16 protein-coding genes are annotated in these 17,610 nt (G+C 45.0%); 2 read left to right on the top strand and 14 right to left on the bottom strand.

Translation table 11 applies throughout. From position 1 onward, the window contains the following. The 13 genes from ACGHCT_RS10470 to fabG all read right to left on the bottom strand — a co-directional run bounded on the left by ACGHCT_RS10470 (position 1) and on the right by fabG (position 15,131). On the bottom strand, positions 1-1,878 hold the full coding sequence (locus tag ACGHCT_RS10470) for a Type II secretory pathway, pullulanase PulA and related glycosidase (RefSeq protein WP_390439913.1): 1,878 nt from the start codon (positions 1,876-1,878) through the stop codon (positions 1-3). A gap of 26 nt (positions 1,879-1,904) precedes the next feature. Beyond that, on the bottom strand, positions 1,905-3,464 hold the full coding sequence (locus ACGHCT_RS10465) for a ClC family H(+)/Cl(-) exchange transporter (RefSeq protein WP_072850098.1): 1,560 nt from the start codon (positions 3,462-3,464) through the stop codon (positions 1,905-1,907). Positions 3,465-3,629: 165 nt separating this feature from the next. Then, positions 3,630-5,240, bottom strand: coding sequence for a class I adenylate-forming enzyme family protein (locus ACGHCT_RS10460; RefSeq protein ID WP_390439910.1), 1,611 nt, complete (start codon positions 5,238-5,240; stop codon positions 3,630-3,632). Positions 5,241-5,273: 33 nt separating this feature from the next. Further along, a complete protein-coding gene (locus ACGHCT_RS10455; protein ID WP_072850102.1) occupies positions 5,274-5,987 on the bottom strand; it encodes a FadR/GntR family transcriptional regulator in 714 nt (237 codons plus the stop codon). Positions 5,988-6,071: 84 nt separating this feature from the next. Then, positions 6,072-7,367, bottom strand: a complete 1,296-nt coding sequence (locus tag ACGHCT_RS10450; RefSeq protein WP_072850104.1) for a TRAP transporter large permease — start codon at positions 7,365-7,367, stop codon at positions 6,072-6,074. Continuing rightward, on the bottom strand, positions 7,368-7,871 hold the full coding sequence (locus ACGHCT_RS10445) for a TRAP transporter small permease (protein ID WP_072850106.1): 504 nt from the start codon (positions 7,869-7,871) through the stop codon (positions 7,368-7,370). Between the two features lie 54 nt (positions 7,872-7,925). Next, positions 7,926-9,023: a TRAP transporter substrate-binding protein gene (locus ACGHCT_RS10440; protein ID WP_072850108.1), complete on the bottom strand. Its 1,098-nt coding sequence runs from the start codon at positions 9,021-9,023 to the stop codon at positions 7,926-7,928. Positions 9,024-9,072: 49 nt separating this feature from the next. Beyond that, positions 9,073-9,894 carry a DUF169 domain-containing protein gene (locus tag ACGHCT_RS10435; protein ID WP_084067710.1) on the bottom strand — a complete coding sequence of 274 codons (822 nt, stop codon included), beginning with the start codon at positions 9,892-9,894 and terminating at the stop codon, positions 9,073-9,075. A 23-nt stretch (positions 9,895-9,917) separates the two neighbouring features. Beyond that, positions 9,918-11,108 (bottom strand): CaiB/BaiF CoA transferase family protein, encoded by a 1,191-nt coding sequence (locus ACGHCT_RS10430; protein ID WP_390439904.1) that lies wholly within the window; start codon positions 11,106-11,108, stop codon positions 9,918-9,920. A 10-nt stretch (positions 11,109-11,118) separates the two neighbouring features. Then, positions 11,119-11,526, bottom strand: a complete 408-nt coding sequence (locus ACGHCT_RS10425; protein ID WP_072850110.1) for a VOC family protein — start codon at positions 11,524-11,526, stop codon at positions 11,119-11,121. Next, positions 11,523-13,118, bottom strand: a complete 1,596-nt coding sequence (locus tag ACGHCT_RS10420; RefSeq protein ID WP_072850112.1) for an acyl CoA:acetate/3-ketoacid CoA transferase — start codon at positions 13,116-13,118, stop codon at positions 11,523-11,525. The genes ACGHCT_RS10425 and ACGHCT_RS10420 overlap by 4 nt, the downstream gene beginning before the upstream one ends. 24 nt (positions 13,119-13,142) lie before the next feature. Continuing rightward, positions 13,143-14,330: a thiolase family protein gene (locus tag ACGHCT_RS10415; protein ID WP_390439900.1), complete on the bottom strand. Its 1,188-nt coding sequence runs from the start codon at positions 14,328-14,330 to the stop codon at positions 13,143-13,145. Positions 14,331-14,384: 54 nt separating this feature from the next. Continuing rightward, a complete protein-coding gene (fabG, locus tag ACGHCT_RS10410) occupies positions 14,385-15,131 on the bottom strand; it encodes a 3-oxoacyl-ACP reductase FabG (protein ID WP_390439897.1) in 747 nt (248 codons plus the stop codon). Between the two features lie 237 nt (positions 15,132-15,368). On the opposite strand from fabG, the gene ACGHCT_RS10405 reads away from it, so the two are divergent. Both ACGHCT_RS10405 and ACGHCT_RS10400 read left to right on the top strand, forming a co-directional pair. Continuing rightward, positions 15,369-15,785 (top strand): MaoC family dehydratase, encoded by a 417-nt coding sequence (locus tag ACGHCT_RS10405; RefSeq protein WP_072850118.1) that lies wholly within the window; start codon positions 15,369-15,371, stop codon positions 15,783-15,785. A gap of 105 nt (positions 15,786-15,890) precedes the next feature. Further along, positions 15,891-16,256, top strand: a complete 366-nt coding sequence (locus tag ACGHCT_RS10400) for a DUF1292 domain-containing protein (protein WP_072850120.1) — start codon at positions 15,891-15,893, stop codon at positions 16,254-16,256. A gap of 61 nt (positions 16,257-16,317) precedes the next feature. Here the strand turns inward: ACGHCT_RS10400 and fabV are convergent, their stop codons facing one another. Further along, complete coding sequence (fabV, locus tag ACGHCT_RS10395; protein WP_256281726.1) at positions 16,318-17,499, bottom strand: enoyl-ACP reductase FabV; 1,182 nt, start codon at positions 17,497-17,499, stop codon at positions 16,318-16,320. Between the last annotated feature and the right edge of the window lie 111 nt (positions 17,500-17,610).

The raw sequence follows: 17,610 nt of genomic DNA, 5'->3' as shown, positions 1-17,610 counted from the left end.
CTACTTTCCCACCAGTACAATAATTGTTCTTGGGGATACTTTAATCCCTTTTTGATCTTTCACGGGAGGTTCTTCCGTTTCCTCATAGAAGCCGGCATTTTCATTTTTCCCTGTATTGATGGCAACCCGCCATTTTCCATTCCCCGGCAGATGGGGCAGGGCAAATTCATGCTCCAGCCAATGCATATTATATGCAATATAGATCCATGCGTCAGGAACCCCCGCCGAATCTTCGGCATAGTTACCGTTGTACATGACTCCCACATGACGAAAATTATTATCCAGCTCAGCAAACCAGGCCCTCTGGCTGTGATAGGAAACATCCGGACTCCCATACGATTTGTAATCCATGCACCGAAGTTCCCCTGGAAGATGAAGCACAGGATGTGACGCCCGGAACGCAATACTTTTTTTTACGAATTCCAGGAGTTCCCGATTCCGGCGCAGACCGCTCCAGTCTACCCATCCCACTTCATTGTCCTGACAATAGGCATTGTTGTTGCCATTCTGGGAATTGCCAATCTCATCTCCCTGGTAAATCAGAGGAATGCCCTGGCTCAGAATCAGAAACAGAAAACTGTTTTTAATCTGCCGTTTTCTGAGGGCTTTGATACTCTGCTTTCTGGTGGGACCTTCGATGCCGCAGTTCCAGCTGTAATTATAATTCATGCCGTCTCTGTTTTTCTCACCGTTCTCCTCATTGTGTTTTATATCATATGCTACTGCGTCTGCCATTGTAAACCCATCCTGTATACTCATGTAATTCACAACGCCATGGGTATCCGGGTTTCTTCTGGTGCAATAGGTAAAATCCACCAGCATATCCTCGTCTCCCTTCAGGAAACGTCTAAACACCTGACGGCTCCACTCATTGTATTCCGCCAGGTGTCGGAAATGAGGAGTTTTGTTTCTATATAATTTCTGGGCATCCACCCCGGCAAAAAAGAGTTTGGTATCTGCCAGCAACGGATCCTCAGTAACATACTCCTGCGCCCTGGTGTCCCCCACCAGATGGAATCCGTCAATATGATATACCGTTTTCCAGTACCTCAGAATATCCAGCACCTCAAGGGGAGATATTTCCGCAGTAAAATAAAACTCCATCATGCACTCTATGCCAGCCTGGTGAAAGTCTCTTACCATCTCCATAAATTCTCTGGCCGGACTTCCGGTTGCACAGTAGGACGCTTTGGGTGCAAAGTAAAATGCCTGATCCGTATATCCCCAGTAGTTAACCTTCGCGGCATCCTTCTGTTCATAAGCATATGCGGCAGGAATCCCGTCCTTCACCATGATTTCATCAAACTCATAACATGGCATGAGTTCTACTGAGGTAATCCCCAGTTCCTTCAGATAGGGTATCTTTTTTGCCACCCCCCGAAAGGTCCCTTTTTGTCTTACCTTTGAGTTTTTATGGCTGGTATATCCTCTCACATGTAATTTGTACAAAACCATCTCTGACAGAGATATGGCGGGCCGCTCCTCCTTTTCCCACAAGAATTTCCCCTCCAGCACACCGCACCGGAGACTGTGCGGATTCTTGTGATCCACAGCAGTACCGAAGCGTTCTCTGCCTGTCAGCAGTGCAGCCCTGGGGTCCTGACGGATCTCACCGTCTATTTTATAATTGTACTCCATCTCTCTGGGACGGAATTGCTCTATAAAGACAGCAGCTACCTCCCCGGTTCTCTCTTCGGGAGGCAGGGGGATCTCTTGTATAAGCCTTCCGCTGTTCTTCTCGTACAGCAAAAGACTTGCCTCCTTTTCATCCGGGATGACACTTGCAAAATTATAGCCATTTTTTGCTCTGTACACTCCTAATATTCTGGGATTGCCTGGTAATACTCTGATTTCAGCCTCGTTTTCTCTTCTCTTCAAGCCTTTTCCCTCTTTCCCTCTATACTTTATTCTTCAGAACACAGCTTCTCCATCTTGTCATGGACGGTTCCGGCATCTCTCTCATCTGTCATGGTAATGAGTGTATCACTTGCAAATACTCTGGTCTTGCCTTTGGGAATGATTTCCTTCCCTCCCCTTTGAATTGCGACCAGAAGACAATTCTCAGGCAGCGGAATCTCTCTCACCAGCTGTCCGTTAATCTCTGAACCATGCATCACTACATATTCTGATAATACCTTCTGCCCCATGGTTTTTGGGGTCTGAATTCCCCTCTTCTCTAAAAGGCGCTCCAAAAGACTCTCGTATATTGGGGCGGAGCGCAGTAGAGTTGCCACGATATAGGCCACAATAGAAACTAAAGAAAGGGACAGCATCTGATCTACAGTCCCTGTCATTTCAAATATAAGAATAATTCCTGTCAGGGGCGCTCTGACAATTGCCGTAAAATATCCTGCCATAGCCAAAAGGATAAAATTATTAATGTATTCCGCCTCCAGGCCAAAAAACTCTGCCCCGGCAATTCCAAAGGCACCGCCTATAAAAGCCCCTAAAACCAGAAGCGGAAAAAAGATTCCTCCAGGAGCTCCGGATCCAAAACTTATGGCTGAAAATAAAAACTTCACAGCTAAAAGCACAAGCACAGTGCCCAGCACCATGTTCTCATGAGTAATCATTTCCACAAGCTCATGACCGCTTCCCAGCACCTCAGGCATCGTAAACCCTAAAACGCCTGCCAGCAAAAACGGAATCAACAGTCTGGTGGACTCATTCAGAAACTTTTGCTTCTGATAAATCTCCTGGGCTTTCAGTGTTGCATAATTATAGAAAGCCCCCAGTATTCCTAAAAGTATACCAAGAAGTATAATTGCCCAGTAATATTTCTGCGGCAGTTCACGCCCGATGTCAAACTGAAATACCGGATCAAGTCCCAAAACATGGGAAGCCATAAAATCTGCTGTCAGAGAAGCTGTCATAACTGACACTAAAACTGACACAGAAAAGTTTTTATGAACCTCCTCCAGAGAGAACATTACACCTGCCAGCGGAGCATGGAAGGCTGCGGAAAGCCCTGCACTTGCTCCGCAGGTCAGAAGAAACTTTTCTTCTGTCTTTCCCCGGTCCAACAGCCTGGAGATTCCTTTTCCGGCCATGGCTCCCAGCTGAATAGAAGGGCCTTCCCGCCCAAGAGACAGACCGCCCAGCAGAGCCAGACACCCGCCTGCCAGCTTCGCAGCCATCACCCGCCACCAGGTCTGCTCCAGCTTACCTGTCATCTCTCCCTCCAACTGGGGAATCCCGCTCCCTGATATCAAAGGCTCCCACTTTACCAGCCGTCCCACAAGCAGAGCCAGAACAGCAAGAACCGCAAACCACAAAGCCATCCTCCAGGGCACACCCCTGGCAAAATCCAGCACCCAGTTCAGAGCTTTTCCGGCATAGCTGAGCATAATGCGGTATAACAAAGCGATCCCTCCCCCTGTAATACCCACCAGAAGCCCTTCTCCGATTAAAATAACGTTTAACTTGTCCGCACGCTTTAATGTGTGCGCAACATCCTTCTTCACGTATAATTCCTCCCATCTCCTCTTCTGTTATTATAGAGGGGGGAGAAAAAAAAAGCAATGCAGGATTCAATAAAAAACAGCTGCTGTATGCTGTTCTGATCAATACAACATACAACCGCTGTCTGTTATCCCGCCCCCTATTTTATTCTTTACTCACAGTCTCTCCTAAGGTACGAATAAGTGACGTATGGCATTTTTATCTATTTTTCCATTTGCCGTCTTTGGTATATCCGACAAGGGAAGAATACGACAGGGGATTTTATATTTTGCAATCCTGTGTTCCAGTTCCTTCTGCACTGCCCCTTCCTTCCACTCTACCCCAGGGGCAAAGCGTATGACTGCCACGGGTATCTCTCCGTATTTTTCATCCGGCACCCCTACGACGGCTGCCTCCAGAATACCATTTAACTGCATGATTTCATTTTCCACATCAAAGCTGCATATCTTTTCCCCGCCGCGGTTTATCATATCTTTTTTTCTGTCAACGACGTAAAGATATCCTTCCCTGTTGCAGTATCCCAAATCTCCGGTTTTCAGCCATCCGTCTTCTGTAATCGCAGAGCTGCTTACCCCATGATAATATTCTTCCAAAACGAAGGTTCCCTTCAGCATTACTTCACCTACTATGCCAGGCGGAACTTCCTTTCCTGTGTCATCCGCAATCCTTACTTCCAGATTTGGCATGGGTATGCCGGAAGCTCCTATGTATCTGCTCTCAGCTGCTCCTCCCGGGAATACCGTACCTGCCCCGGCTGTCTCTGTCAGCCCGTAGATGGTATGGAATTTAACCTGGGGCAGCCACTCATATATTCTGCGTATGTTTTCCGGAGACATATTGCTGCTTCCACAAGCAAAGCTATTTAGCGATGGAATTGACGGAAACATATCTTTCTTATCCATAAGCATACAAAATACAGTAGGTGATGCATGGATAAAAGTAAGCTTATTCTCAAGAGCACACTGCAGCACCTTTTCCGGTTCAAATTTTCTGTGCAGATACAAGGATGCGCCAATATAGAGAAATTCACCTAATAAAGTGATCATCCCTGTTATATGGTAAATGGAAGTGGCGATAACTGATCTGTCTTCTGACGTAAGCTTTAAAGTCTTTTCATAGGTTACAACAGAATGCATCACATTGTAATTCTTTAATAACACCCCCTTGCTCTGAGATGTAGTACCTGAGGTAAACATGATCAGCACCGGATCTTCCAGTGCCCCCCGGGATACAAGAGGTGCATATCCCTTTGTACTCCTGGCAAGATATGCAAATCCATATCCCTTCTCTGCATTTTCCGCTTTAATTCGCACGAAGGAGTATTCTTCTGCGTTTTCAAACCACTCATAAAAATCTTCGTCACATATAATATAGGAGGCTTCTGCTTTCATACAGAGGGACAGCACCTCCTGTTTTTTATATTTACTGGGCAGCGAGACTGTGACAGCTCCTAATTTGCAGAGTGCAAGGAATGCTACACAGAATTCGATTCCATTATATAACATTAAAGCTGCATGATCCCCCTTTTTTATCCCATATACACAGGAAAGAGACAATGCAAAATCATCTACTTTTTTCAGGAAATCTTTATAGCTGTACCTACGCTCCCAAGGATCTGTCAGGGCAATCTTTTCGGGGAATCTCGATACACTTTCCGCAAGTGCATCATACAGATTTGGCGGCATATTTTTAAAGGTTTCCACTTCTCTGCCGCCTATTTTTATTTTCTTTAGTTCTTCCCACTCATTACCCCGCCAATAGTTTTTCCACGTTACCATTTTTCACCCTCTCCGCAGGCACATCTGCCTGCATCACAATGTCTCTCTTTTATTTAAAATCTCAATCAGCCGTACCTTTGATTTTCTCAAATGTTCAAACATAATGAGCCGGGCGTACTCATGTCTTTTCTCCTCAACAGCCTGAAATAAGATCTGATGGTCAATCATTGAATTCATTACAATGCCGGGGGAAATATTTATCTGTTCAATATATCCGCTTATTACTTGCTCGAACAGATCAAATATAGTAAGAAGCATCTCATTTCCTGCAATCTCGCAAAGTGCCCGGTGAAACTTATGATCGTATTTGGAATACATATCCTGACGATTCATGGTTACAGAATCATTCATATGCTCCAAAAGCCTCTGAAGATACTCCACATCCTCCTGGGTACGTCTCTGAGCAGCCAGCTCACAGGCACCGCTTTCAATATACGTGCGGGCATCATAGATCTCTTCAATATTACTCTGCTTATAAGCCATCAGCGGAAACAGAGGCTTCATAAATTCAGAAGGCCTAATTTCATTCACGTACGTTCCGTCGCCCTGAACAATTGATAAAACTCCCATCATACTTAATTTTTTCAGACTCTCTCTCAAAGTTACACGGCTTACTTTATACATCACTATCAATTCCGATTCCGAGGGCATTTTATCCCCCGGTTTCCACTTTCCCGCAGCAATACTTGCCAGAATCTCATCTGCGACTATATCATATTTAAATTTTTGTTTTTTTTTCGAACTCATAGGGACTGCTTCTCCTTTAAACGTATTATGTTTCATTCTATATCATACCTGACATTTAATGGAAAATCAAGCAGTCCCTGAGGATCAGACGAACAGGTTCGGCAGTGCCATGGAGAAAAACGGGATATAAGTTACCAGCATTAAGACAATTATCATACCTGCCAGCAATTTTAAGGTATATCCAAATGTATTTTCCATAGGTATTTTGCTTATCTTGGTACCTACAAAAAGGTTCACTCCCACAGGCGGCGTAACCATCCCGATTGATAAATTCATAATCATAATTACCCCAAAATGAATCGGATCTACGCCCAAAGGCTGCACGATTCCCAGCAGAAGGGGGCCTAGAATAATGGTTGCCGGTGCGGCATCCATAATCATTCCCACACCTAATAGCAGCAGATTTATCAGCAGCAGTACCACATATTTATTCTGAGAAACTCCTAACACCGCATCTGCAATGGCTGTAGGAACCCCCTCCATTGCCATCAATTTTCCAAAGGCTACGGAAAATGATATTACGATTAGGAAGCTGCAGCTCCGAAACGCCCGTATAAAAATCATCGGCAAGTCCTTTATCCTTAGCTCCTTGTAAATAAAAAATCCCACAAACAATGCATACATACAGGCAACTACCGCTGCCTCTGTGGGAGAAAAGATCCCTCCGTATATACCCCCTAAGATAATAACCGGCACCAGCAGAGCCCAAAAAGACTCACGAAAAGACCTTGATATTTTTACATTAAATAGCTTTTCACTCTCCTCCGCCACCTCAGGGGGCGGTGTGAAATTCTTTTTTCCGCAGATAAGCTTTGTCATAAAGAGCAGAGCTATACCCATTAAGACTCCGGGCACAACGCCTCCCATAAACAGTTTAGAGACAGATACCTGGTTCACTACCCCATACAGCAAAAACATAATACTAGGTGGTATAATAGGTCCTAATGAACCTGCAGCAGCCGTTATGGAGGTAGAGAATTCCTTATCATACCCGTAACGAATCATCTGGGGAATCATGATACCTCCGATACAAGCCACAGTGGCAGGTCCGGAACCAGAAATCGCCGCAAAAAACATACAGGCAATTACCGTAACCATTCCCAGTCCGCCTTTTCTATTTTTAATTAATGACATACAGAAATTAATCAGTCGCTGGGAAATACCTCCATTGATCATTAGTTCCCCTGATAATACAAAGAAAGGTATCGCCAGCAGTGTAAAGCTGTAGGTGCCATTCAGGAAAGATTGTATAATAAAATCCATGGGTACTGTGTGAAACGCCAGCACATACAGAACACAGGAAAGGCCGATGGATACGGCGATGGGAAATCCAATGAGAATAAACAAAAACAAAGTTCCTATCAAAACTAAACCCGCCATTTATACATCCCCTCCTTCCTTTTTAATAAGATCAAGCTTAATGGTGAGATAAATATTCTGCAGCGATCTCACAATAGACGCAAACATTCCCACAGGGAGCGCCAGGGACATAATAAACAGCGGAAACGTGGTGGCAGATACCGTTCCCAGCAGATATTGATCCATCACCTTAAACCACCCCGCATACATTACTACTGCTGAATAGCCGATATTTATTACCATCATAACCAGATACAGCCCAGCCTGTACCTTTTCCGGAAGCCTTGCTGTGATAACTTCAATGCGGATATGCTCGTTTCTCAGAATGGCGTTGCTGGACGCCAGAAAGACAAACCAGACAAACATATACAGGGAATACTCTTCAAGAACCGGTGATGAAAGATGAAAGAGAAATCTGAGCACTACCTGTGTGAAAAGCATAATCAGCATAATCCCAAACAGACAAGCACACAGATATTCCTCCAGGTGATTCCAGAGTTTTTTATCATTAAAATGTAACTGCATGTCAACCTCCCTTGCCGCAACAGAGGCGCCCCCGCGGGGGCCGCCCCGCAGTTGCTATTGTGCCACTATTTCCAGTGCTTTGTTAATATACTGTTCATCAACCAATGCCGCCTCTTTGTCAGGGAAAATATGTGTACGGCATGCATCCTCGAGTACTTTTGTCTCTTCCTCCGTAACCTCATATACCGTCATGCCCTCGTCTGCTAAAGCTTTCATTGCTTTATCCGTATATGTCACTTCTTCTTCACGGATATATTCCGTCATTTCTGACACACATTCATCAAACACCGTCCTTAAGTCATCCGGAAGGCTCTGGTACCACTCTTCATTTACAATATACTGATGGAATGCGGCTCCGTTCTTTAATATTTTCAGAGACTTCAGCACCTCATAATACCGATTGCTGTAGAAAAGGTTCTGGGCAGTCATCATACCGTCAACCATGCCCTGCTGGCACGCCTGGTAGACTTCATTAAATGAGATAAATACAGGAGTAATGCCGATACTTTCCACCAATGCAATCTGCTGTGGCGTTTCATTGATTCTGATTTTAAGTCCCTTAAAGTCATCCAATTTTGGAACATCCTTTTTTGTGGTTCCAAATGCATACCATCCCATATTAAAAGAAGCATCCGCAATAATACGCACTCCTGTAGTTTCTTTGAACTTCTCGTTTAATTCCAGCATCCAGTCAGATTCCGCTAATTTATACATCTCTTCATTGGATTTGTATATATAAGGAATATTCCATACATAGTATTCTTCCATATTTGAGATACCTGCAAAAAGTCCGGGCATTGTATTGGCCATCTGCAGTGTATTATCCCTTACCTTTTCAAGGGCATCTCTGTCTGTCTCCGCAATTGACTGATTTGGAAAAATCTGCACTTCAATCCTTCCATCCGACTTCTCCTCAATCAGCTCTTTGAAATGGAGATATCCCAGTTGGGTAGGATCCGTCTCTGAGACAGTGTGTCCAATTTTCAAGGTGTACGTTTCCCCGCCGGAAGTCTCTTTTTTCTCTTCACCGGCAGTATCCTTTGGGACAGAGGAGTCTGAGGATTTGCCGGTACCGAAAGAACCGCACCCTGCCATCATCAGCATTGCTGCAGACACTGCAATTGATTTCATAAAAATACTTCTTTTTCTCATAAACCTTTCTCCTTTTCCTGGTTTTGTTGGCTGGTTTTGTTAGCTGTTCTTATTTGCTGCTCTTGCTCACTGCGTTTAAATCATAGGAAACACTTAATCCCTCCCGTGCATCCCTTTGAATCCCGTATTGGGCGGCCGGATATCTAAGTCCGTTTCCTGCTAATTTTTTTAGACCATCCAGAATTTTGCAAATGTATGCCGGAGGGAAGGCCAGAACCATCTCATCATCCCAAACTCCCCCGAACCGTCTTTCTCCAAAACAAGGCATCGTAAAGCATGGCTTCTGCGTTACAAATGCACGGATCCAGGAATCTGTACATGAGGTCTCTCCAACAAACGAGGATTCTATTACCTCATAATCATCATACTGCAGTGCACAGCACATAAACATAATCTGCTGCGGCGTGCCGTATACGAGGCATACATCCGGCGGATTCAGTCTGCCGAGTACCGCAGGAGAGGCCGCCACCCCCTCATACATTTTATCCAGATGATACATAGATTCCTGATGTCTGGCTGACTCTTCAGGCTTTTCAAACCAGGTGCCTGCAAGGTGCGGGCTGTGAATATAATCTTCTTTCGGAATAAATCCACAGACACCGGAGCACTGAATGGTGGGCATATGCTCTTTTGTAAAACCAACCGTGTAATTCAGCCTCGTGGCCTGCCCCACCATCTGGCAGGCGGTAAAGATCTCCCCCTCTGCCGGGATGCGGATCTTCTTTACCGCTCTCATTTCCCTGAGATCTTCAAAAAATTTAATAGCCGTAGGGGCTGCACGCAGTTTAAGTACTCCGATTAATTCCTGAAAATATTCCGGCAGTTTTCCATCTTCATAAGTATATAATTTTGCTGCTTTTTCTGCATTCATTCTAATTTCCTCCGGGCCATCGGCTAGATGACAGCTTTGCTTTTCAGTTCTTCTATTTTTTCTTCATCCAGTTTCACAATATCCCTCAAAACTGCCTCCGTGTGCTCTCCAAGTACCGGGGGCAATGCGTAAATCTCACCGGGTGTCTTAGACAGCTTGAGATTTATGCCGGTTACAGGCATTTTGGTACCATCCGGATATTCTAATATGCGCAGCATTTCCCTGGCCTTTACCTGGGGATTATTTACCACATCTACCGTATCTGCCACTACCGAACAGGGGATGCCAGCATCTGTGAGCAGTGTTTCAATCTCATAGGCCTCATGGCAGGCCGTCCACTGCCCCGTTACTTCCTCTATATAGTCCGGATTAGCCATCCTCTGTCTGCTGTATTTGTACTGTTCCTCCTCCAACAGATCCTCTCTTTTGATAATCCTTGCAAAGGTATCAAAAAAGGTATCGCTTCCTGCATGGATAAATACATATTTTCCGTCCTTTGCCTTAAATGTGTTGGCAGGACTCAGGGCGCGGTCCCGGTTGCCTGCCTGTCCCATAACAATCCCGTTGGCTATGTAATCCTGTGTTGAAAAAAGAGAATAGGCAATACCGGCATCCAGCATAGAGATATCCACATCCTGACCGTCTCCTGCTTTTTTCCTGCTGTACAGAGCAATCATAGTTCCTAAAGCGCCGAACGTTCCTCCTATATAATCCAGATACACGGAGCCAATCATCATTGGTTTTGTTCCCGGATCGCCAGTCAGGCTCATAATACCAGACATAGCCTGAGCGATACAGTCAAAAGCAGCTCTGTCTTTATAAGGACCTGTCTGTCCGAATCCGGAAACATGGGTTACAATAATTCCTGGATTCAGCTTATCCAGCACCTCTCTGGTTAAGCCCATCTTATCCAGAGTACCCGGTCTGAAGTTCTCCACAATAACATCGCAGTGACTGATGATTTCTTTTACAAGTTCCATGCCCTCCGGTGTCCTGTAGTTTATCCTGACACTCTTCTTGTTTCTGTTTACCAAATTAAAATAAATGCTCTTTTCTCCCAACCAGGGGCCAAAATGTCTGGTATCATCCCCCGCCCCTTTTTCGATCTTTATTACTTCAGCACCCATGTCTGCGAGGAGCTGCGTGCAGAACGGACCCGATACAAAACGGGTGAAATCGGCAATTCTTACACCTTCCAGCGCTTTCATTCCCATAGCAATCCTCCTACATTTTTTTAATCTTTTCTACAAACTCAACCAGAATTCCCTCTCCGTGGCGGGGCCGCAAAAAATTAACAATGATATCGCCCGCCCCCTTCACCGCCCTTTCCTCTAACATCTTAAGACCTTTCGCTTCGAACTCCTCACGCACTTTGGACACATCTTCCACCTCAAAGGCAATATGATGGATTCCCCCTTTCCCGTTATTATACTCTGTCAAAATGCCTTCTTTGGGTACAACAAGCTCTATAGCGGAATCGTCCTCCCTGTGCCTCATAAATATGCAGTCTGCCTGATATGCTTCCACATATTCCGTGTAATCTTCCTCCAAATCGAACTTTTCCATAAAGCGCTGTACTCTGTCAGGCTGTGTCATAACAATACCTATATGATGTAATTTCATCCCTTTCATTGATACCCCTCTTTCTTCTCCAGCATCTCCTTTATTCCTATGGCCCCCTGCCTGTATATACTGACAGGAGTTTTTATTAACTCCTCCGCAAGAAGAGGCTCAAATTCCATTTGCTCCAGTATGTCTCTCTGCAAATCCACACCTTCTGCAATTTCTGTCAGTAAAGGACCCTCCTTTGTCAATCTGAACACGGCTCGTTCTGTTACAAAGTACATCTTCTGCCCCCTCTCCCGGGCAATTCTTCCGTTGTAAGAGATCTGCTGTACGTTCTTTACTAGTTTTTTGAACCGGCCTTCCTGTTTGATCCGCAGTCCCTTTTCGTCCATATCTACTTCCAGTCCTCCACCGGTGAACGTGGAACAGAATATGACATTCTTTGCCGTTGTTGTAATATCTACAAACCCTCCTGCTCCTGCTGCTTTAGAGCCCATCTTAGTCGCATTCACATTTCCATACTGATCCATCTCTCCGGCACCCATAAAAGTAAAGTCAATGCCGGTTCCAGTATAGTATTCAAATTGTCTGTCATGGGCAATTAAAGCCATTGCATTTCTGGAGATACCGAAATCAATTCCTCCCGCCGGTACACCGCCGTAAATCCCTGATTCGACTGTGATGGTTATCTTATCCTGAATATCTTCCTCTGCCAATATGGGTCCCATAACATCATTGGGTATTCCTGTTCCTACGTTAATAATGGCACCTTCCTCTAAAAGCATGGCAGCCCGCCTACCAATTGCTTTTCTGACAGAGAGCTTTGCTGCGGCGGCTTTGTTCTCCTCTCTCAAAACTGCCTGACCACTGTAGGAAGGATCATAATACCACGATGATGTCTGTCTGTGATCCTGCAGTAAGTCATCACATACCACAACCGCATCTACCAGCACTCCGGGCACCACCACTTCTTTGGGATTGATCGTTCCCGTTTTTACTACGTGTTTCACCTGGCAAATCACCTTTCCGCCGAAACGCTTTGCGGCCATAACTGCAGGCAGGATTTCCAACACCATGGCTTCCTCCTCCGTCGACAGATTTCCCATTTCGTCACAGTAGGTTCCTCTTATCAGAAGGGTATCAATGGGTATTTCCTTATACTGCAGGTATTCTTCACCGTCTATGGTGACTACACCCACAATATCCTCCAAATCCTTTGTTCTGTCGTTCATCTTTCCGCCTTCCACTCGGGGATCGATGTATGTACCCAGGCCAATTTTACTAATTTTCCCCGGCTCCCGCAGTGCCATACTGTGAAACATATTGGCCATCTGTCCCTGAGGCAGATTATAGGCTTCCACTTTGTTGCTGCTAATCAGTTCCATAAAGGCAGGGCACAGTCCCCAGTGTCCCCCGACCACTCTTTTAATCAGATGTTCATGGGCAATATGCTGTAAGCCGTCTCTTTTGTCTGACTGCCCGCAGGTATGAAACAGTGTTAAATCCCTGGGCTCTCCCGTCTCCATAAATTTTTTTTCTATCGCCTTTAAGATACTTTCGCAAGTAGATACTAACGTCATTCCCGTGGTACACAGTGTACTACCATTCTTTATCATGTCTGCGGCTTCCCCGGCCGATATAAAAACTGGTTTTTTCATAGTATTGCTGCAAACTCCTTCCCGCTATTTACACAGTTCGTAAAGAACAGCCAGGCCCTGACCTCCGCCGATGCACAGTGTGGCAATTCCATATTGTACATTCCTTCTGACCATCTCATTCATCAATTTAATAGTAATGATGCAGCCTGTAGCTCCAATAGGATGTCCCAGGGCAATCCCGCTTCCATTTACATTTACAATAGTTTCGTCCAGCCCAAGCTCTCTGATGCACGCCGCAGCCTGAGATGCAAATGCCTCATTTAACTCTATCAGTCCAATATCCTTTTTTGTCAGCCCTGTTTTTTTCAGCAGTTTTCGGACTGCGGGGACAGGGCCTATCCCCATTATCTGGGGATCAACGCCTGCAGCTGCTGCATCCACAAGTCTTACAATAGGCTTGAGCCCTAAATCTGCCGCTTTTGATTCCTTCATGACGACGACAGCCGCAGCCGCATCGTTTATACCGGAGGCGTTTCCAGCGGTTACTGTTCCATTCTCCTTAAATGCAGGACTCAGTTTTGCCAGTTTTTCCATCGTTGTATTCGGCCTGATATACTCATCCTCATCAAATATTTTTGTCTCCTTTTTATTTACCCTTACTTCCACAGGGACAATCTCATCTTTAAACAGACCGGTTTCTCTTGCAGCGGCTGCCCGCTGCTGGCTCATAAGTGCCAGCCGATCCTGATCTTCCCTTGTAATATGATACTTCTCAGCAACGTTCTCAGCTGTGATGCCCATATGATTTCTGGTGAATGGATCGGAAACTGCAGTTACCAATCCATCCTCCAGCTCCCCATGTCCCATTCTGTAACCATAACGGGCATTTCTGAGATAAAAGGGAATATTCGTCATACTTTCGCATCCGCCGGCTACTGCAATTTCACACAACCCGTCGCGAATCTCCTGTGCGGCTGTTACAATTGCCTGCAAACCGGAGGAACATAATCTGTTTACTGTTATAGCTGTAGCTTCCACGGGAATACCTGCCTTTACAGAGGAAAGACGTGCTGCAAATGCATTTTCTGCCGCCTGACCCACACAGCCGTATACTACCTCATCCACATCCTCCGGTTTAAGACCTGCGCGTTTTACAGCCTCTTTAATCACAATGCCTCCCATGTCACTGGCCTGCAGTTCTTTTAATGACCCTCCCATACTTCCAACCGCAGTTCTGCAGCCGGAAACAATAACAATACTTTCTTTTTTCATTACAGCTTCCTCCATGAGCGTATTCTTTTTACTGATCTTTTGTACTCTAACTGATTAAAGTACCATTCCGCCGCCTACCTCAAAGATTCCCTGCGTAATATATGAAGCCTCGTCGGAGGCCAGGAATGCTATCATATTGCCAATGTCCTCCGGCTTTCCGGCCCGTCCCATTGAGATTTTGCTGACCATGATATCCCAGGCCTTTTCTGGAACCCCTCTGGTCATCTCCGTATCAATAAACCCCGGTACGATAGCATTGACCGTGACATTTTTCTTTCCCAGCTCTTTTGCTGCCGTGCGTGTCAACGCAATCACTCCTGCCTTTGCCGCGCTGTAATTCGCCTGTCCTATATTTCCGTTCAGGTACGAAGCCGATGAAATATTTATTATACGGCCGTATTCCTTCTCTCTCATATGAACTGCTGCAGGCTGCATACAATTAAACACTCCGGTGAGATTTACTGCTATCACTGCATCCCAGCTTTCTTTTGTCATCTTGTGAAGCATCATGTCTCTGTTAATTCCCGCATTATTCACTAGAATGTGGAGATCTCCCTGCTGCTCTATCGTAGATTGAATCAAATTATGTGCCTGATCAAAATCTGAGACATCAGCCAATATGTAAGTTGCTTTTCCACCCATATCTTTTATCTTGTCTGCAGCCTGCCTTGCACTTTCTTCATTGACATCAGAGATTACAACGGTTGCACCTTTCTCCGCTAACTTCCCGGCGATCCCGAATCCAATCCCTCTTGCTGCTCCTGTAACAATCGCAATCTTGTTCTCTAAATCTCTGCTCATTTTTATAACCTCACTCTTCATTCAGTAGTAGACAGTACAGCGCGCGCGTAAACATAATATGTCTTATTGCATTTCCATTTATAAACATAATATGTTTATAGTTACATTATACACATTTTTTACACTTTGTAAATATCTTTTTTTCATTTATTCGTCTTTTTGTTTATTTTTTAGTTTACTTTTCTTACTTATTTGTGTATAATGCCATTATAAACATATTACTAAGGAGGGATTAAAATGTCTTACGTTTATTCACAGATTAAAGTTGGAGACTCGGAAAGCTTCAGCAAAACAATCACCGCAGCAGACATATTACTATTCGCTGCGGTATCCGGGGATCAAAATCAATTGCACATGAACGATGAATACGCCAAAACTACTCCGTTTGGGAAACGAATCGCACACGGCGCGCTTACTTCAGCGCTTATACCCGCCGCCCTGACTGCCGCCTTTCCAGGTTCTATCTATATCTCCCAATATGTAGAATTCAAGGGTCCTGTGTTCATCGGCGATACCATCACTGCAGTCGTTACCTGCAGAGAAAAAAAGGAGAGAAACCGGGTTATTATGCAGACAAACTGCTATAATCAGAATGGAGACTGTGTCTTAGAGGGGACAGCTGAGACAAAGCTGGCAAAAGAACAGGTGCATTGAAACACAATTTATTTCGGTAATTATATTGCAAACACATTCTTAATCTGTTAGAGTATCTATTGTAGCACCTTACTGCTACAATAATTTCTAAAGAGAGGTATCATCATGAGCGACGAAAAATTTATGGGCGGCTGTGACCCCAGCGACTGCGCTTCCTGCGGAGGCGGCTGCGGCTCTGTTCCCAGAGTGCCCAACCCTACCATAAAGCTGACACTGGAGGACGATACGGAGCTGGAATGTGCAGTACTTACCACATTCGACGTCAACGACCAGGAATACATTGCCCTTCTTCCCCTGGATGAAAACGGCAAGAATACCAACGGCGATGTATATCTTTTCCGCTTCTCAGAAGATGGGGATCAGCCTGTAATTGAAAATATCGAGAGAAATGATGAATACATGGCTGCTGCAGAGGCATTTGATGAGTTTATGTCTAATCTGAAAGAGGATGCAGGCAGTACAGAATCATAGGCATAAAAATAGAAAGCTGCTTATCTGACAGCTTTCTATTTTTATGCCTATGATAAAGGTCTTATGCTTCCAGACTTGGGATAGGAACTTCTATCTCAACATCCTGGCTATAGTCAATGTTATCAAAATGGAACCCGAACATATGGTAGAAGTCCTCCCAATATCCTTTTATATCTGACAGCTCCTCCACATTCTCTGTGCTAATATTTTCCCAGCATTTCATAACCTCTTCCTGGATCTCTGCCTTCAGTTCCCAGTCATCCATACGAATCTTGTACTCCTCATCCATATTTACGGGATCTGAGAGCAGCTTATCATGAAAAAGACGGCTAATCTGCTGAATACAATCTTCGTGGATCCCCTGTTCTTTCATTACCTTATAGAGAATAGCAAAATACAGAGGCACAATGGGAATGGCAGAGCTTGCCTGGGTAACCAGAGCCTTATTGACTGATATATATGCGTTCACCCCAGGATACTCCCGGTTTATTTCTACCGCAGTGTGCATCAGATGCTTCTTGGCCTGTCCGATGGTACCGTCAGAATACATGGGATAGGTAAGCGCAGGCCCTATATAGGAATAAGCAACCGTAATCGCTCCTTTTTCCAATACATCAGCTCCGGTCAGCGCTTCTATCCAGTCTTTCCAGTCCTCCCCTCCCATAACCTTTATAGTTCCTTCCATCTCTTCCGGGGTCGCAGGTTCTACCGTCTTTTCCCCGATGGTGTTATTTCGCAGATCCAGGCTTTTATTTGTAAACGGGCGGCCGGTAGTCCTTAACACGGAAGAATAGACCGTACCGTCCAAAGTGGTCCTGCGGGGTGCCGCAAGACTGTAGATCACCATATCTACTTTTCCCAGGTCTTTTCTGATTATGTCAATTGCCTTTTCTTTTATCTCCTGTGAAAACGCGTCACCGTTGACAGACCTGGCATACAGACCTTCCTTTCGGGCGTTTTTCTCAAAAGCTGCTGTATTATACCAGCCGGGGGTTGCTGTACGCTTTCCGTTAGACGGTTTTTCAAACATGATCCCCAAAGTAGACGCTCCGCACCCGAATGCCGCTGTAATTCTGGAAGCAAGGCCGTATCCTGTAGAAGCGCCGATGACCAATACCTTTTTGGGACCATCCATCCTGCCCTTCTCCTTAACGTACCGAATCTGCCGCTTTACATTTTCCCCGCATCCCGCCGGGTGGGCGGTAGTGCAAATATACTCTCTCACCTTTGGTTCTACTATCATAAATAAATCCTCCTAGTTCATCCACACTGTAAGTATCTGGTTTTAAAAACTAGATACTTTGGCTATCAAACTATTCTACCACATTTTTCATAGAATGCAAAGAGGATTTTT

The organism is Lactonifactor longoviformis, from assembly GCF_042848515.1.
Classification (GTDB): Bacteria; Bacillota; Clostridia; order Lachnospirales; family Lachnospiraceae; genus Lactonifactor; species Lactonifactor longoviformis.
This window is presented reverse-complemented; position numbering and strand designations above follow the sequence as displayed.

What these genes read in the sequence shown, in the direction of transcription:
- ACGHCT_RS10445 (WP_072850106.1), bottom strand. Translation starts at nt 7,871, where the DNA reads ATGCAGTTACATTTTAATGATAAAAAACTCTGGAATCACCTGGAGGAA.
- ACGHCT_RS10435 (WP_084067710.1), bottom strand. Translation starts at nt 9,894, where the DNA reads ATGAATGCAGAAAAAGCAGCAAAATTATATACTTATGAAGATGGAAAA.
- ACGHCT_RS10420 (WP_072850112.1), bottom strand. Translation starts at nt 13,118, where the DNA reads ATGAAAAAACCAGTTTTTATATCGGCCGGGGAAGCCGCAGACATGATA.
- ACGHCT_RS10440 (WP_072850108.1), bottom strand. Translation starts at nt 9,023, where the DNA reads ATGAGAAAAAGAAGTATTTTTATGAAATCAATTGCAGTGTCTGCAGCA.
- ACGHCT_RS10430 (WP_390439904.1), bottom strand. Translation starts at nt 11,108, where the DNA reads ATGGGAATGAAAGCGCTGGAAGGTGTAAGAATTGCCGATTTCACCCGT.
- fabV (WP_256281726.1), bottom strand. Translation starts at nt 17,499, where the DNA reads ATGATAGTAGAACCAAAGGTGAGAGAGTATATTTGCACTACCGCCCAC.
- ACGHCT_RS10425 (WP_072850110.1), bottom strand. Translation starts at nt 11,526, where the DNA reads ATGAAAGGGATGAAATTACATCATATAGGTATTGTTATGACACAGCCT.
- fabG (WP_390439897.1), bottom strand. Translation starts at nt 15,131, where the DNA reads ATGAGCAGAGATTTAGAGAACAAGATTGCGATTGTTACAGGAGCAGCA.
- ACGHCT_RS10460 (WP_390439910.1), bottom strand. Translation starts at nt 5,240, where the DNA reads ATGGTAACGTGGAAAAACTATTGGCGGGGTAATGAGTGGGAAGAACTA.
- ACGHCT_RS10400 (WP_072850120.1), top strand. Translation starts at nt 15,891, where the DNA reads ATGAGCGACGAAAAATTTATGGGCGGCTGTGACCCCAGCGACTGCGCT.
- ACGHCT_RS10455 (WP_072850102.1), bottom strand. Translation starts at nt 5,987, where the DNA reads ATGAGTTCGAAAAAAAAACAAAAATTTAAATATGATATAGTCGCAGAT.
- ACGHCT_RS10415 (WP_390439900.1), bottom strand. Translation starts at nt 14,330, where the DNA reads ATGAAAAAAGAAAGTATTGTTATTGTTTCCGGCTGCAGAACTGCGGTT.
- ACGHCT_RS10450 (WP_072850104.1), bottom strand. Translation starts at nt 7,367, where the DNA reads ATGGCGGGTTTAGTTTTGATAGGAACTTTGTTTTTGTTTATTCTCATT.
- ACGHCT_RS10405 (WP_072850118.1), top strand. Translation starts at nt 15,369, where the DNA reads ATGTCTTACGTTTATTCACAGATTAAAGTTGGAGACTCGGAAAGCTTC.